Source organism: Pseudomonas sp. GT1P32 (assembly GCF_054897805.1).
The window spans coordinates 1,856,421-1,870,809 of sequence record NZ_CM142704.1; the positions used below are offsets into that span (position 1 = coordinate 1,856,421).

At 57.3% G+C, this 14,389-nt stretch carries 10 protein-coding genes; 8 read left to right on the plus strand and 2 right to left on the minus strand.

The window, feature by feature from the left end; translation table 11 throughout:
• Positions 1-52: 52 nt before the first annotated feature.
• Positions 53-922 (plus strand): isocitrate lyase/PEP mutase family protein, encoded by an 870-nt coding sequence (locus tag ACYZUC_RS08400; protein WP_008026744.1) that lies wholly within the window; start codon positions 53-55, stop codon positions 920-922.
• Positions 923-1,090: 168 nt separating this feature from the next.
• Here ACYZUC_RS08400 and ACYZUC_RS08405 read toward each other — a convergent pair whose 3' ends face one another.
• On the minus strand, positions 1,091-2,164 hold the full coding sequence (locus tag ACYZUC_RS08405) for a diguanylate cyclase (protein ID WP_461994999.1): 1,074 nt from the start codon (positions 2,162-2,164) through the stop codon (positions 1,091-1,093).
• A 185-nt stretch (positions 2,165-2,349) separates the two neighbouring features.
• Between ACYZUC_RS08405 and ACYZUC_RS08410 the strand changes: the two genes are divergently transcribed.
• From ACYZUC_RS08410 to hglS, 3 genes are all read left to right on the plus strand, one after another.
• A complete protein-coding gene (locus ACYZUC_RS08410) occupies positions 2,350-3,804 on the plus strand; it encodes a flavin-containing monooxygenase (protein WP_226299076.1) in 1,455 nt (484 codons plus the stop codon).
• A gap of 22 nt (positions 3,805-3,826) precedes the next feature.
• Positions 3,827-4,783: an alpha/beta fold hydrolase gene (locus tag ACYZUC_RS08415; RefSeq protein ID WP_461995001.1), complete on the plus strand. Its 957-nt coding sequence runs from the start codon at positions 3,827-3,829 to the stop codon at positions 4,781-4,783.
• A 109-nt stretch (positions 4,784-4,892) separates the two neighbouring features.
• Entirely contained in the window at positions 4,893-6,269 is a 1,377-nt protein-coding gene (gene hglS / locus ACYZUC_RS08420) for a 2-oxoadipate dioxygenase/decarboxylase HglS (RefSeq protein WP_461995003.1), read from the plus strand.
• 101 nt (positions 6,270-6,370) lie between these two features.
• Here the strand turns inward: hglS and ACYZUC_RS08425 are convergent, their stop codons facing one another.
• Positions 6,371-7,048 (minus strand): type 1 glutamine amidotransferase domain-containing protein, encoded by a 678-nt coding sequence (locus tag ACYZUC_RS08425; RefSeq protein ID WP_461995005.1) that lies wholly within the window; start codon positions 7,046-7,048, stop codon positions 6,371-6,373.
• 409 nt (positions 7,049-7,457) lie between these two features.
• On the opposite strand from ACYZUC_RS08425, the gene ACYZUC_RS08430 reads away from it, so the two are divergent.
• The 4 genes from ACYZUC_RS08430 (at position 7,458) to ACYZUC_RS08445 (ending at position 14,386) form a co-directional block, all read left to right on the plus strand.
• Positions 7,458-7,973, plus strand: coding sequence for an Hcp family type VI secretion system effector (locus tag ACYZUC_RS08430; RefSeq protein ID WP_007919523.1), 516 nt, complete (start codon positions 7,458-7,460; stop codon positions 7,971-7,973).
• Between the two features lie 131 nt (positions 7,974-8,104).
• Entirely contained in the window at positions 8,105-10,147 is a 2,043-nt protein-coding gene (locus ACYZUC_RS08435) for a type VI secretion system Vgr family protein (RefSeq protein ID WP_461995008.1), read from the plus strand.
• The gene (locus ACYZUC_RS08440) at positions 10,140-11,039 is read left to right on the plus strand and encodes a DUF4123 domain-containing protein (protein WP_461995010.1); all 900 of its coding nucleotides are present in this window, start codon (positions 10,140-10,142) and stop codon (positions 11,037-11,039) included. Before ACYZUC_RS08435 ends, ACYZUC_RS08440 begins: the two co-directional genes overlap by 8 nt.
• On the plus strand, positions 11,036-14,386 hold the full coding sequence (locus tag ACYZUC_RS08445) for a toxin VasX (protein WP_461995012.1): 3,351 nt from the start codon (positions 11,036-11,038) through the stop codon (positions 14,384-14,386). The genes ACYZUC_RS08440 and ACYZUC_RS08445 overlap by 4 nt, the downstream gene beginning before the upstream one ends.
• Positions 14,387-14,389 lie beyond the last annotated feature (3 nt).

The window sequence follows — 14,389 nt, forward strand, 5'->3', positions numbered from 1 at the left end:
TTCGGCGTTGACACTTTTGCTCAAGCCCTTCCATTCCATTGGTGGAACTCATATGTCCAGGCTTTCACATCAAGATTTGCGCCGTAACTTCCGTGAACTGTTCGCTTCCAAGACCTGCTATCACACCGCGTCGGTTTTCGACCCGATGTCGGCACGCATTGCCGCGGACCTGGGTTTTGAAGTGGGGATCCTGGGTGGTTCCGTCGCGTCGCTACAGGTGCTGGGCGCACCCGACTTTGCCCTGATCACCCTCAGTGAGTTCGCCGAGCAGGCCACTCGCATCGGCCGTGTCGCCCAATTGCCGGTGATCGCCGACGCCGACCACGGCTACGGCAACGCCCTTAACGTGATGCGCACCATCGTCGAGCTCGAACGTGCCGGCATCGCCGCCCTGACCATCGAAGACACCCTGCTGCCGGCGCAATTCGGCCGCAAGTCCACCGACCTGATCGGCGTCGCCGAAGGTGTCGGCAAAATCCGCGCAGCGCTGGAAGCCCGGGTCGACTCGGAAATGGCCATCATCGCCCGCACCCACGCGGGCATCCTGCCGGTGCAGGAAATCATCAGCCGAACCCAGCAGTACCAGAAGGCCGGTGCGGACGGGATTTGCATGGTGGGCGTGCGTGACTTCGACCACCTCGAACAGATCGCCGAACACCTGAGCGTGCCACTGATGCTGGTCACCTACGGCAACCCGCTGCTGCGCGACGACAAACGTCTGGCAGAGCTGGGCGTGCGGGTCACCATCGACGGTCATGGCGCTTACTTTGCGGCGATCAAGGCGACTTACGACAGCCTGCGCGAGCAGCGGCAGATCCTCACTCAGACCTCGGACTTGAGCGCTACGGAACTGACGCATACCTATACGCAGCCTGAGGAATACATCCGTTGGGCAGAAGAGTTCATGAGCGTTAAAGAGTAATTGCGGTGTGAGCCGTTCTGACGCCATCGCCGGCAAGGACGGTGCAAAACCCTGTAGGAGCTGGCTTGCCAGCGATGGCGGTGCAACTGCCAATGAAGAGCTGACGGCCTCTTCGCCGGCAAGTCGGGTCGCCGCATCGCGACTCCTACAAGGTATTTGTGCGGGCTTTCAGACCGGGTCGAACAGTTCGTGACGGGGTTCGCCGTCGCCGCTACAGATGACCCGATTGCGGCCGGTGGTCTTGGCCTGGTAGAGCGCCTGATCGGCGTCGTTGAGCCAGAGCGTCGCGTCTGTGTGCGCCGGGGTGAAAGCGGCCAGGCCGATGCTCAGGCTGACCTTCAGCGCCGGGTTCTGTTCATAACCGAGGGTGGCGAAACGATCCCGCAGGGCATCCATGGCCGCCGCGGCGCTGTCGAGCGCAACGTCCGGGAGAATCACACAGAACTCGTCACCGCCGTAGCGGCCGGCCACGTCAGTCGCCCGAAGGTTCTGTTTGAGCACCTTGCTCAATTGACGCAAGACGATATCCCCGGCGACATGCCCATAGGTGTCGTTGATGGCTTTGAAGTGATCGATGTCGATCAACGCAATAGCCCCACCCCGATTCTGGCGTTTACAGCGCTGGAATTCGACTTCCAACTGGTCCTTCCAGGCACCATGGTTGAGCAGGCCGGTGAGGCTATCGGTACGACTCAGGGCGAGCAATTCGCGCTTTTGCCGGCCAAGCGTGGTGGCCTGGCGAAAGCAGATCCAGCCCAGCGCCAACGGATACAGACACAGCAAAGGTAAACAGGCGTACAGCTGCAGTTGACTGGTTTCAGGAATGAAGGCTGGCGCAAACAGAAAGTATCCGACGCAAACGCCCAGAAGTTGCGCAACCGTGCCCACCAGCAGGAATCGCAAACCGCCAATGGCCACATTGTTCATCGCCATCATGGCAATGGTGGTTGCGCTGGGCAGCGGGTTGAATTGCATGGCGGCGACCCAGAAGCCGCCGAGAAAGGCGTCGACCAGCAGGTTACGGTGTTCCGCGTGGTAGGGAACCGTCGCCCGACGCGCCCATTGGTAGGCCACGTGTGGCCAGAAGATTCCGTTGAAGAGCATCATCGCCCAGACCCACAATGGCGGATCAAGCGGGTACATCGCGGCGGCCACACACACCAGTCCCGCGGCTAGCCCCAGGCTTCGCGATGCATAGAGCCTCCTGGCCAGTGAAAGTCCTTTTCCTCCCGTTTTTCCCATAAGGCCTCTGTACCGCTGAACGGAACCTGATCACACCTGGGGTTGCGGGTGTGCTCGAAGTCTAACAGGGCAACGTCAAATAGCCATCACCGGCCAGCAGTCTGAATACCGCGGTATAGACAGGAGGCGAGCCCCGAATGTTTGGCTATACCTGAAGAGACAAATAACGAGAAAAAAGGAGGCCCATGCAGACTTTCCAAGTGTTGATCATCGGCAGCGGTTTCGGCGGCCAGTGCGCGGCGATCAATTTGCTCAAGGCCGGCATCGATGATTTTCGTCTGTTGGAACGTCGGGACTTCTTCGGCGGCACCTGGTGCCAGAACACTTACCCCGGCGCCGCCGTCGATGTGCCCTCGCCGCTGTACTCGCTGTCCTTTGCGCCCTATCGCTGGACGCAAATGTTCGCCGAACAAGCCGAATTGCATCGCTACACGCAGCACGTGGTGGAGCAATTCGGCCTGCGCGACAGGGTGGAACTGGAGGCGAACGTCGAACGCATCGAATGGGACGACGACGCCAAACGCTGGGCAGTGCACACCGCCAGCAAAGGCACGTTCTACGCGCAGTTCCTGATCAACGCCACAGGGCCGCTGAGCCAGCCCGTCGTCCCACGCTTCGAGGGCCAGGAGCGCTTTCAGGGCAAGACTTTTCATACCAACCATTGGGATCACGCCTACGACTATCGGCATAAACGCGTCGCCATCGTTGGCAGTGGCGCCAGCGCGGCCCAGGTGATTCCGGCGATTGCTCCGGACGTCGCGCATTTGCATGTATTCCAGCGCACACCGCACTGGGTGCTGCCACGGGGCGACCGCACTTTTGGGCCTTTCCAGCGCTGGTTGCTCGGCCTCAAACCCGCCTACAAGTTGCTGCGCTGGATGATCTACTGGCAATTCGAAACCAGGGTGATTGCCTTCAAATATTCGAAACCGGCCATCCGCATGGTCCAGCAACACGCCCTGCGCTTCCTCAAACGACAAGTGCCCGACCCTGAACTCAGACGAAAACTGACACCGGACTACGCCATCGGCTGCAAACGGGTCATTGTTTCAAGCACCCTGTACCCCGCACTCGGCCGCGACAACGTGACCTTGCACAGCCGCGAGCAAGGCATTGCCGCCATCGACGAAACCGGCATCGTCATGCAGGACGGGCAGCACATCGACGTGGACCTGATCGTCTGGTCCACCGGTTACGACGCCACTGACGGGGTCATTTCCTACCCGGTCAGCGGAAAAAACGGCAAGCAACTCAGGGATTTCTGGGCGACCTACCCTCGCGCCTACCTCGGCACCAGCCTGCCGGACTTCCCCAACCTGTTTATCGTCACCGGTCCCAACACCGGCATCGGCCACACGTCGGCGCTGTTCATCATCGAATCGCAGATGAATTACATCCTCGACTGCATTCGCACGTTAAAAGAACAGGGTTTGCGCAGCATCGAAGTACGCCCCGAGGCAGAACGTACCTACACTGAAATGATCCACCGAGAGATGGAACGCACTGTCTGGAAGTCAGGAGGCTGCCACAGTTGGTATCAAAGCAAGAGCGGTCATGTGATTGCCATGTTTCCGGGGTTCAGTTTCAGCTACCACCGATTGACCCGGGCACTGAAACCCGCCGATCACATGCTGTCCTGATCAGAGAGAAGGGAGACGCCTGATGCTTTTGTTGGTTGTCGCTATCGCGGTTTTCGCGGCCTGGAGCTGGTTAAGCTACCCGGCCATCGGTTATTGGCTCTATGACTTGAACATGGCGGCCGAAGCCAAGCTGTATCGGCTGCACAAAATCGTCGTGCCCATCGCCGAAATGACCGTCTCGACCTGGCAAGGCGGGCCTTATGAAGCGTCAAGCAGTGTGCTGATGCTCCACGGCTACAGCGCCGACAAGAACATCTGGCTGCGTTTTGCCCGGCACTTTGTCGGCACCTACCGGGTGATCATTCCCGACATCGCGGGGCATGGCGAAACCGGCTTCAAGGCCGGCGGCGGTTATGACATTCCCTTGCAGGCCAAACGAATGATCCAGTTGCTCGACGTCTGCGGCGTCGAGAAGGTCCACGTGATCGGCAACTCGATGGGCGGTTACATGGCGGCCTGGCTCGCGGCCACCTACCCGGAGCGCATCGCGTCGGTTGCCCTGATCGACCCGGCCGGTGTCACCGCCCCCGAAATCAGTGACCTGGAACGCCACTTGGCCAAGGGGCACAACCCGTTCCTGATTCACTCCCGAGAAGAATTCCAGCGCTTCTACGCCATGACCATGGCCGAACCACCGTGGGTGCCCGGCGTGGTGCTGGACGCCATCGCCCAGCGTTATGAACAGTCCCGCGATGAGTTGGCAGAAATCTTCAGCGACTTTCGCGCCAGCCCGCCGATGGAGCCAAAACTGCCCGACATCAAGTGCCCGGCGCTGCTGCTGTGGGGGCGCAAGGACCGCTTGATCGATGTGAGCAGCGTGGCGATCTGGAGCAAAGGCATCGAGGATCTGCGTGTAGAAATCTGGGACGGCATCGGCCATATGCCGATGGTCGAAGAGCCAGGAAGCACGGCGCGGCTATATCGGGAGTTTTTGGCATCCCAGCGCTCGGAAAGCCCTCAAGACCAGAGGATGCATTGAGCAAGCAGTCCTTGGAAGAATGAAGTCCGTAAGATTCTTCGTTTGTCGGCGGCGCTGAAGGCTGCGATCTTTTCCGCATCCTTTACGTCACCGCGCCAGGAATTTTTTCATGAGCCACCCGAGCTTTGTCAGCCCTGACCTGATCCGCCAACGCTTCTCCAAAGCGATGTCCGACATGTACCGCGAAGAAGTGCCGCTGTACGGCGCGCTGATGGAACTGGTGGAACAGACCAACCGCCATGTACTGGAGAGCGACCCGCAGATCGCCCGACAGTTGAACAGCACCGGTGAAATCCAGCGTCTGGACCTGGAGCGTCATGGCGCCATCCGCGTCGGCACCGCCGCTGAACTGGCCACCCTCGCCCGGCTGTTTGCGGTGATGGGCATGCAACCGGTCGGCTATTACGACCTGACCCCGGCCGGCGTGCCGGTGCATTCCACGGCGTTCCGCGCGGTGCATGAAGCCGCACTGCAGGTCAGCCCGTTTCGAGTGTTCACCTCGTTGCTGCGTCTGGAATTGATCGAAGACCTGGAGCTGCGCGCCTTTGCGCAATCGGTGCTGAATAAGCGCTCGATCTTCACGCCAAAAGCATTGAACCTCATTGATCGTGCCGAAACCGAAGGTGGCCTCACCGAGCCCGAGGCCCAGGACTTCGTCGAGCAAGCGCTGGAAACCTTCCGCTGGCACCACAGCGCGACGGTCACCGCCGAGCAGTACCAGAAACTCAGCGCCCAGCATCGCCTTATCGCCGACGTGGTGGCGTTCAAGGGCCCGCACATCAACCACCTGACGCCGCGCACGCTGGACATCGACATCGTGCAGGCGCAAATGCCGGCGCACGGCATCACCCCTAAAGCGGTGATCGAAGGCCCGCCCCGCCGGCAGTGCCCGATCCTGTTGCGCCAGACCAGTTTCAAGGCGCTGGACGAGCCTGTCGCCTTCACCGATCAGGCCGAAAGTCGCGGCAGCCACAGCGCCCGTTTCGGTGAAATCGAGCAGCGCGGCGCGGCGCTCACACCTAAAGGGCGGGCGCTTTATGACCGTTTGCTCAATGCTGCTCGCGACGAACTCGGGGACTTCCCCAACGAAGGCAACGCCGCACGCTATAACGCGCTGATGACGCAGCATTTCAGCGAATTCCCTGACACCGTCGAGGGCATGCGCCTTCAGGAACTGGCGTACTTTCGCTATTTCGTGACGGAGAAAGGCGTGGGAGCGCAGGCGCTTAAATCCTCGTCGCTGGAAGATCTGCTCAGCGGCGGCTATTTGCGGGTTGAACCGCTGGTTTACGAAGATTTCCTGCCAGTCAGCGCGGCGGGGATTTTTCAGTCGAACCTGGGGGATGCCGCGCAAACCCACTACGGCGAGCATTCGAACCGGCAAGCCTTCGAGCAAGCCCTGGGTCGATCGACCATCGATGAGTTGGGGTTGTATGCCGAGACGCAACGGCGTTCGATCGAGGAATGCTTCGCAACGCTCCGTTAATCAACCCATGTAGGAGCCGGCTTGCCGGCGATGGGGCCCTTGGATTTGTATTGCTCTTTAGGGCCTTATCGCCGGCAAGCCGGCTCCTACAAGGTTCGTGGTTATTTCAGCTTCGCCAGCAGCGCTTCAGCCGCCGCCTCGGACGACGCCGGATTCTGCCCGGTCAGCAGCAGACCATCGGCCACCACATAACTCGCCCAGTCATCCCCCTTGGAATAAATCCCGCCCTTCTCCTGGAGCATGTCCTCCACCAGAAACGGCACCACATTAGTCAGTTGCACCGCCTCCTCCTCGGAGTTGGTGAAGCCAGTCACACGCTTGCCTTTGACCAGCGGTTGGCCATCCGCGCCCTTGACGTGACGCAACACGCCCGGCGCATGGCAGACCAAAGCGACGGGTTTACCCGCCTTGTAAAACGCCTCGATCAATGCGATCGAAACCTTGTCTTCAGCCAGATCCCACAACGGGCCATGCCCGCCCGGATAGAAAACCGCATCGTAATCTTCGGCTCGCACGCTGCCGAGCAACGCAGTGGACGCCAATGCGGACTGGGCTGCGGAATCCTTGCGGAAACGCTCCGTCGCGGCGGTCTGCGCATCGGGCTCATCGCTTTTGGGGTCCAGTGGTGGCTGGCCACCCTTGGGCGAAACCAGCGTCAACTGAGCGCCGGCGTCTTTGAAAGCGAAATACGGTGCCGCGAATTCCTCCAGCCAGAAGCCGGTTTTCTTACCGGTATTGCCCAATTGATCGTGGGACGTCAAAACCATCAGGATTTTCATGTCGCGCTCCTTGAATGTGGGAAATGTACGGTTATCTCAGCGCAGTTTTGACCACCTCGCTGCGCTGTTCGTTGCACGTGTTACACGGGTTCTCTCAGTGATGGCTAACCGCCTTGATGCGCAAGAAGTTGCGCAATTGAACGGCCGACTCGCCCAGTTTCACTGCTGGACACCCAGCCAATCAGGGCCTCCAGCCGAGTGCGCAAGAAGTTGCGCAGTGCTGCGCAAGTTCTTGCGCACATTACGCGTAGATCCTTGCGCGGCGTTTCAAAAACAGTAGCCAAACCCTCTCAAAGCTTTGTTTTATATAACTTTTATCGTTTGTGGCACGGACCTTGATAACAGTCATGCACCCACCGGGCGATACCGCCTCCCGGGCACCTTTATTTATTCAGCAAGGAGAGCATCCATGGCAACACCAGCGTACATGTCCGTCACTGGCGAAAAACAAGGCCTGATCACTGCCGGCGCCTTCACTGCCGACTCCGTTGGCAACACCTACCAGGAAGGCCACGAAGACCAGGTCATGGTTCAGGCTTTCAGCCACGACGTGATCATCCCGCGTGATCCGCAATCCGGCCAACCGACCGGTCAGCGCGTACACAAGCCAGTCGTGATCACCAAGGTCTACGACAAGGCTTCGCCACTGCTGCAAGCGGCTCTGACCTCCGGCGAGCGCATGAGCGAAATCGTTATCCAGTGGTTCCGTACTTCGGCTCAAGGTACTCAAGAGCACTACTACACCACCAAACTGGAAGACGCGATCATCGTCGCCATCAATAACAAAATGCACAACTGCCAGGATCCAGGCAACTCGCACTTCACCCACCTGGAAGAAGTGCAGTTCACCTACCGCAAAATCACCTGGACCCACGAAGTATCCGGTACTTCGGGTTCCGATGACTGGCGTGCTCCAGTCGTTTAATTACGGCTGATCGTTACAAGCATCGGCCAGCTCTGCTGGTCGATGTTGTTTACGCCCCTCCAGAATTTCGCGTGCGTTGATCCGCTTTGCGGTTGTCGACGAACGCCGCTCCACAGCACGAGGAACAAGGGATGTTCGCGCCGGCCAATCAGACTCACTTTGCCCTGACCATCGAAGGTCTTTCCAGCGACTTCCAGGTTTTATCCCTGCAAGGTCGGGAAGCCATCAGCCAGCCGTTTGTGTTTGAGGTGGAACTGGTCAGTGAAAAGCCGTCCCTGGACCTCGAAAGCCTGCTGCACAAGCCGGCCTTTTTGCAGCTCTCGCCCGACGGCAGCGGCATCCATGGCCAGATCTATCGCGCCGCCCAGGGTGATTCCGGCAAACGCCTGACCCGCTACGCGGTGACCCTGCGCCCGCAACTGTCCTACCTCGCGCACCGCATCAACCAGCGCATCTTCCAGAACCTCACCGTACCGAAAATCATCGGCCTGGTTCTCGAAGAGCACGGCATCCAGAGCAATGCCTACCAATTCAAAGTCGGGGCGATTTATCCCGAGCGCATCTACTGCGTTCAGTACGATGAATCGGACCTGCAATTCGTCCAGCGCCTGTGCGAGGAAGAAGGTATCCACTACCACTTCGAGCACAGCGCCACGGCCCACAAACTGGTGTTCGGCGATGACCAGACGGTGTTCCCGAAACTCGCGCCCGTCGCCTATCAGCAAGACTCCGGCATGGTCGCCAGCGACCCGGTGATCAAGCGCTTCGATCTACGCCTGGAAACCCGCACCAGCCGCATCACCCGCCGCGACTACGACTTCGAAAAACCGCGCATCACCCTCGAAAGCGAACACCGTGGCGACGCCCTGCCCGACCTCGAAGACTACGATTACCCCGGCCGCTTCATCGACCGCGAACGCGGCAAGCACCTGGCCAAACGTGCCCTCGAACGTCACCGCAGCGACTTCCAGCTGGCCGAAGGCAAAAGCGATCAGCCGTTGCTGGTCAGCGGCCATTTCCTGGCCCTGACCCAACACCCGAAAGCCAAATGGAACGACCTGTGGCTGCTGACCGAAGTCCTGCACGAAGGCAAACAGCCGCAAGTGCTGGAAGAGTCGGTCACCAGCAACACGACCAACCTGAAAGACGACTTCCATCAGGGTTATCGCAACCGCTTCCAGGCCACCCCGTGGGACGTGCCGAACCGCCCGCCGCTGACGCAGAAAAAACCGCGCATTCTCGGCAGCCAGAGCGCCGTGGTCACCGGGCCAAAAGGTGAAGAAATCCACTGCGATCAGTACGGCCGCGTCAAAGTGCAATTCCACTGGGACCGCGAAGGTCAGGCCGACGACAAGACCAGCTGCTGGCTGCGCGTCTCCTCCGCCTGGGCCGGCGCCCACTACGGCGGCATCGCCATCCCGCGCATCGGCATGGAAGTGCTCGTCACGTTCCTCGAAGGCGACCCCGACCAGCCGCTGATCAGCGGCTGCCTGTACCACAAGGAAAACGTCGTCCCGTACGCCCTGCCGGCGAACAAGACCCGCACCACCTTCAAAACCCTGAGCTCGCCCGGCGGCGCAGGCTTCAACGAACTGCGCATCGAAGACAAGAAAGGTCAGGAACAGATCTTCCTCCACGCCCAGCGCGACTGGGATGAAAACGTCGAACACGACCAGAAGATCCGCGTCGGCAACGAACGCCACGACACCGTGGAGAAGAACAGCTACAGCGAATTCAAGGCCGAAGAACACCACACCGTTTATGAAGACCGCAAAGTCGAAACCCGCGCCAACGACCACCTGACCGTGGGCGTGAACCAGCACATCAAGATCGGCACCGGCCAATTCATCGACGCGGGCCAGGAAATCCACCTGAGCAGCGGCATGAAAATCGTGCTCGAAGCCGGCAGCGAACTGACCCTGATCGGCGGCGGCAGCTTCATCAAGATCGATGCAGGCGGCGTCACCATGAGCGGGCCGGCGATCAACATGAACTCCGGTGGCGGACCGGGCAGCGGGACGGGGGCGGCGCCGATATTGCCGGGGCCGTTGAAACAGGCGGATGCGGACAAGGCCGGGCAATTGCTGGTGCCCGCGCAGCGACAAGCGTTGATGCAGAAGAAGCCGATCTGCGCGATTTGCGAGAAGGCCAAACTGGAGGCGCAAAATGCTTAAGTCCGAATGGTCCCTGGAAAACGGATTGCCCCAAGGCCTGCCGTGGAATGGCAACGTCGGATTGTTGCTGGATGGCGTCAGCGTCGAGAAACTGCCCCAGCACCTTTATCAATGGTCGGATGACCCGGTGTTCGAGCCACTCTACCTCGGCACCCAGTGGGCGGAATTGGGCGACGTCTCGCCGTGCCTGGTTCAGATCAATGCACAGAGCAATCCCATCCTCGCGAAGTTTCTCGCCGAGCCCCGCCAAGAGTGGGGCTACCTGGTGTTCAGCGATCAACCCTGGACACAAATGGTCGAGCACTTCCGCTGGCTGACCAGCGTCATGCACCCTCAGGGTGAAGAAGTCCTGCTGCGCGTTGCCGACCCTGCCGTGGCCCACGCATTGCTCGATCACGCCGAGAGCATCAAGGACCCTACCCTGTTCGGCCCCTGCTCGCAGATCGTCGCCGCCGACGCGGCATTGGGTTGCTGGCACATCAACCAGCGACCGGGCAAAGCCCCTGAGCCGAACCACAGCAAACGCTATCGCTTGAGCGACGAGCAACTCAGCCAACTGGATGAAGTGAATTTCCGCAGCATCGTCCTGCGTCTCGACCAGCACATGCACGAATACTTCCCGTCCTATCAGGCACAATCGATGCCGCTGCACCGCTGGGAACACCTGCACGCACTGGCCTCGACCTCCTACGATCGCGGCTTCAACACCGAACTCGACATCACCCTCTACGCCAACATTCACGGGTTCCTCGGCGAGCGAGCGCTGGAGGAGCATCCGGACCTGGATGCGATACTCAAGACCCCGTCGGAACAAACGCCCGCTCAGAGACTCGAACGAGTCGCTGATATTGCCCAGGAACGGGCCGAAACCCTGCACAGGAATCAAGGATGACCACGCCAACATCGGCCGGCAAAAGCCCGAACAACGTTGCAAAAAGCCAGGACGACGGCAAATGTTCCCTGGGTGGCTGCCCCCTGATGAAGGCCAAGATCCAGCTCATCCCGCTGCGTTATGGCCTCGTCGAACGGCTCGACCCATCCAGTGCATTGGCGATGCCATACAAAACCACTTCCCGTCCACTGGGCATTCGCTTGATCCGCGACGGCTGGCTCTACGTCATCGTCGACAAAAAACCTCAAGCCGTCATGCACGAATACCGCATCCAGAACGGCATCGTGACCCAGCTGTTGTGGGAAAAAGGCGAGATCACCGCCAACAAACGCGAAAGCAACGTAGGCGAAGCCGTGCTGGTCTTCCCGCGCTTGAGCAAGCTCTACGTCAACTACTCCGAAGTGCAATGGACCGCCGCCAAATGCGCGCAGGTCATCAAGCACAAGTCCGAGCGTGAATACTTCATGCAGGCAGTGGACCTGACCAAGGCTGATCCGGAGAAAGGCGCGGCTAATCTGCTAACGCCGAGTCAGGCGGAGAAGTGGATTGCGGAGGTTGCGGAGCAGCCGAGTAAATCACCGGCAGCTGCAGGGGCTAAACCAGAGGAAAGCAAAGACTATCTCTGGGAACAAGCGTCGCACTTCAAGAAAACTCAGCTGGGCGCGCTGAAAAAACAAGTGAAAGCGGAAAACGAGCGTGATCACCTGTACCTGGTTGTGCAAGACGATTTAGGTGTTCTGCGTGACCTTGCCGAGCATCAGGATTTGGTAACTGGCTGGATCAGTGATTGGAGTGACGCTGAAGCCAATCAAAAGAAATATGTGTTTGGTTGCTACATCGAATCGTTGTACACCGTTACGACCGCAAATCTCTCCAATGCCGCAAAAGCAGATCCTCGCTTCGCAAAGCTTAATGACGAGACAAGCCCTGAGCAGCGACAAAACATCGTCGACTACGTGAATGTAAAAAACCAAACACAATGGTCTGGTGTAGGTACTCATAAAAGTGCTATCGCCACTGCAAAAATGCGGATGCGCACAAATCTTGGCCCCCTGTATCCTCGTTACGAGGATCTGATTGAATCAATCGAAGATAATGCTGATGATGCACTTAATGGCGCCAAGATGGGGCAACAAGGCATCAATGACCTGATTGACCGCCCTGCAATGGAAGCATTCCTTAAACAACAAAGGGCTCAACTCAATCGTTGGAATAATCGTCTGGACCTAATCACCGACGATCGAATCAAGCTAGTTTGCGAAGGTCGATTCTATCGTTCCGCCTGGTATTATGACCCAAACTTCAGCAACCAATTGGAAAGCTCCTTGAGTGCTGAATATGCATGCATGAAAGATATTTGTCGAACCGACAAAGCGACCAAAGCAATTGCAGACCTAATAGAAAAAGAGCCTGGCTTTACCGTTCCTACCTTCTTCACACTTAGCCTATCTGATCGAAAAGACTTCCAAGCCAAACTAGCATCACTTTTCAAATATGCACGCGATGGCTGGAAAGCAAACAAAGACTTTAAAGCAGCACAAAAAACCATAGAAGAATACAAAGAACTAGTAGGCAGCAAACTAGCTGCAACTATGAATCTGGGTCCTGACGGCATTACCTTTGATCAACTCCGTAACACTGCCTATGACCCAGCGAAGCAATTGAAACTTGCAGATGCAATGGAAGAGGCCATGCAGGGCCTTGGTAACGGACGCAGCATTGACCCCGCCAAATTCCTTCGACGGATTCCCGGCGCTGCTTGGATTGATATATTCCGAGCATTTAATCAAGGTGGAATCACACTATCCTTTGCTTCCGCCGATCAAATTCGACGCTTCGAAGCCGACATGGAAAAGCTCTCGGAGCTTCGTCAAGAGATGTCAACTCTAAAAAACAAAATCAAACAAACTTTAGCAAGCGAACGAAAAGGGAGAGCTCCCAAAGGTAGTCATCGCTCGCTAGTTTCTCAACGAAAAGCGATACAACAGTCAGTAGCACCATTGGAGTCAAAAGTAGCGCAAGCTATGAGTCCGATTGGAGAAGCACCAGGAAAGACCGGAATAAAAATAGCCGGTCTAAATAGTTCACAAGTAACTGAATTTCACCGAATGGCTGAAGATAGCCGACTGAGAAAGCAATACAAAGGCCTGAGCGCAGATGTCTACAAATCCGCTGGCGGCGACTTGTTCGCTTCTGCGGCCTTTGTTATGCAGGCGATTAATTTTATTGTAGTTCTCGGAGAAGTAAGAAGAAAAGAAACCAGGGATAGATCAGACGTCATATCATTCTTTAATGCCCTATTTTCCACCGTCGGGGGAGGATTTGCAGCGCTTCAGGGTATAGCAAGTACCAGCCTTTCGGTCGCGGTAAACAATTACACTAGTGTTGCAGGAAAAATTAAGTATGCCGCGCGCCTTGGCAAGCTGACTGGTTTCCTGGGGCTTGGAGGCTATGGATTTAGCACAGCAGCAGCTGTACTTAGCCTTTCAGGAGAAAAAGGTTCGATTGCAAGATGGACTGAAGCATTGAGAACTGGCGATAGTGCCAAGCTGGCAGGTGCAAGCATGACTTTGGCTGGTGATTCTGGACAAGTTGTGGTAAACGGTTGGGCAACGACTCAGACAGCTCATAGTCTATTTAAAGCAACTACTACACTTAATGAAGCTAGAGCGGTGGCTTGGGCAACTGCAGGAGCAAGGGTATTGAGCATCGCAGCAAGGGCAAACTTAATCGGTTTAGTGCTGACAGGTTTGCAGTTGGGCGGGGAATGGATCTATAACCGCAACAACAAAACTGAATTAGATAACTGGCTACAAAAAGGTGCTTGGGGAAAAAAAAGCAACAATAACAGCTTAGATGAGGAGCGCCTACTCTTAGCGGACATTACTGGCGCCCCCAAAGTCACATTACGAAAAATCAGTAATCAATCGATGGCTGTGCTTAGCATTCCAAGCATGACGGCTCGAGAGTTAGATGCCGCAGGTCTTGGAATTTCCGCCTATTGGATGAATAATCTACAGCGAAACGACTGGGAGGCCTGGACTGAGCCAATGCTATATCAGCTAAACCTCATCAGCGACCAAGATGCACCACTAGAGTTAGGTTTGGAAATATTTCAGCATGAAGCAAATGCCCAAGGCGGTCTTGCTATTAAGCTTCGCTATCGACCACTTCCAAGCTCAGATGTTATACGAGAGAAAAAATTCGAGACACTGACATTGAACGCCGGCAATGATAAGGAAATACCCCCGACATCGATTTTGCGGACTCGTAACGAAAATTCTCCTTGGGCACTCATAACCCATGATTATTTAAATACATCCACCCAATCTCAAATATCCGGTTAATCT

Excerpts from the sequence above, each read along its gene's own strand:
- ACYZUC_RS08400 (WP_008026744.1), top strand. The coding sequence starts at position 53 with ATGTCCAGGCTTTCACATCAAGATTTGCGCCGTAACTTCCGTGAACTG.
- ACYZUC_RS08405 (WP_461994999.1), bottom strand. The coding sequence starts at position 2,164 with ATGGGAAAAACGGGAGGAAAAGGACTTTCACTGGCCAGGAGGCTCTAT.
- ACYZUC_RS08410 (WP_226299076.1), top strand. The coding sequence starts at position 2,350 with ATGCAGACTTTCCAAGTGTTGATCATCGGCAGCGGTTTCGGCGGCCAG.
- ACYZUC_RS08415 (WP_461995001.1), top strand. The coding sequence starts at position 3,827 with ATGCTTTTGTTGGTTGTCGCTATCGCGGTTTTCGCGGCCTGGAGCTGG.
- hglS (WP_461995003.1), top strand. The coding sequence starts at position 4,893 with ATGAGCCACCCGAGCTTTGTCAGCCCTGACCTGATCCGCCAACGCTTC.
- ACYZUC_RS08425 (WP_461995005.1), bottom strand. The coding sequence starts at position 7,048 with ATGAAAATCCTGATGGTTTTGACGTCCCACGATCAATTGGGCAATACC.
- ACYZUC_RS08430 (WP_007919523.1), top strand. The coding sequence starts at position 7,458 with ATGGCAACACCAGCGTACATGTCCGTCACTGGCGAAAAACAAGGCCTG.
- ACYZUC_RS08435 (WP_461995008.1), top strand. The coding sequence starts at position 8,105 with ATGTTCGCGCCGGCCAATCAGACTCACTTTGCCCTGACCATCGAAGGT.
- ACYZUC_RS08440 (WP_461995010.1), top strand. The coding sequence starts at position 10,140 with ATGCTTAAGTCCGAATGGTCCCTGGAAAACGGATTGCCCCAAGGCCTG.
- ACYZUC_RS08445 (WP_461995012.1), top strand. The coding sequence starts at position 11,036 with ATGACCACGCCAACATCGGCCGGCAAAAGCCCGAACAACGTTGCAAAA.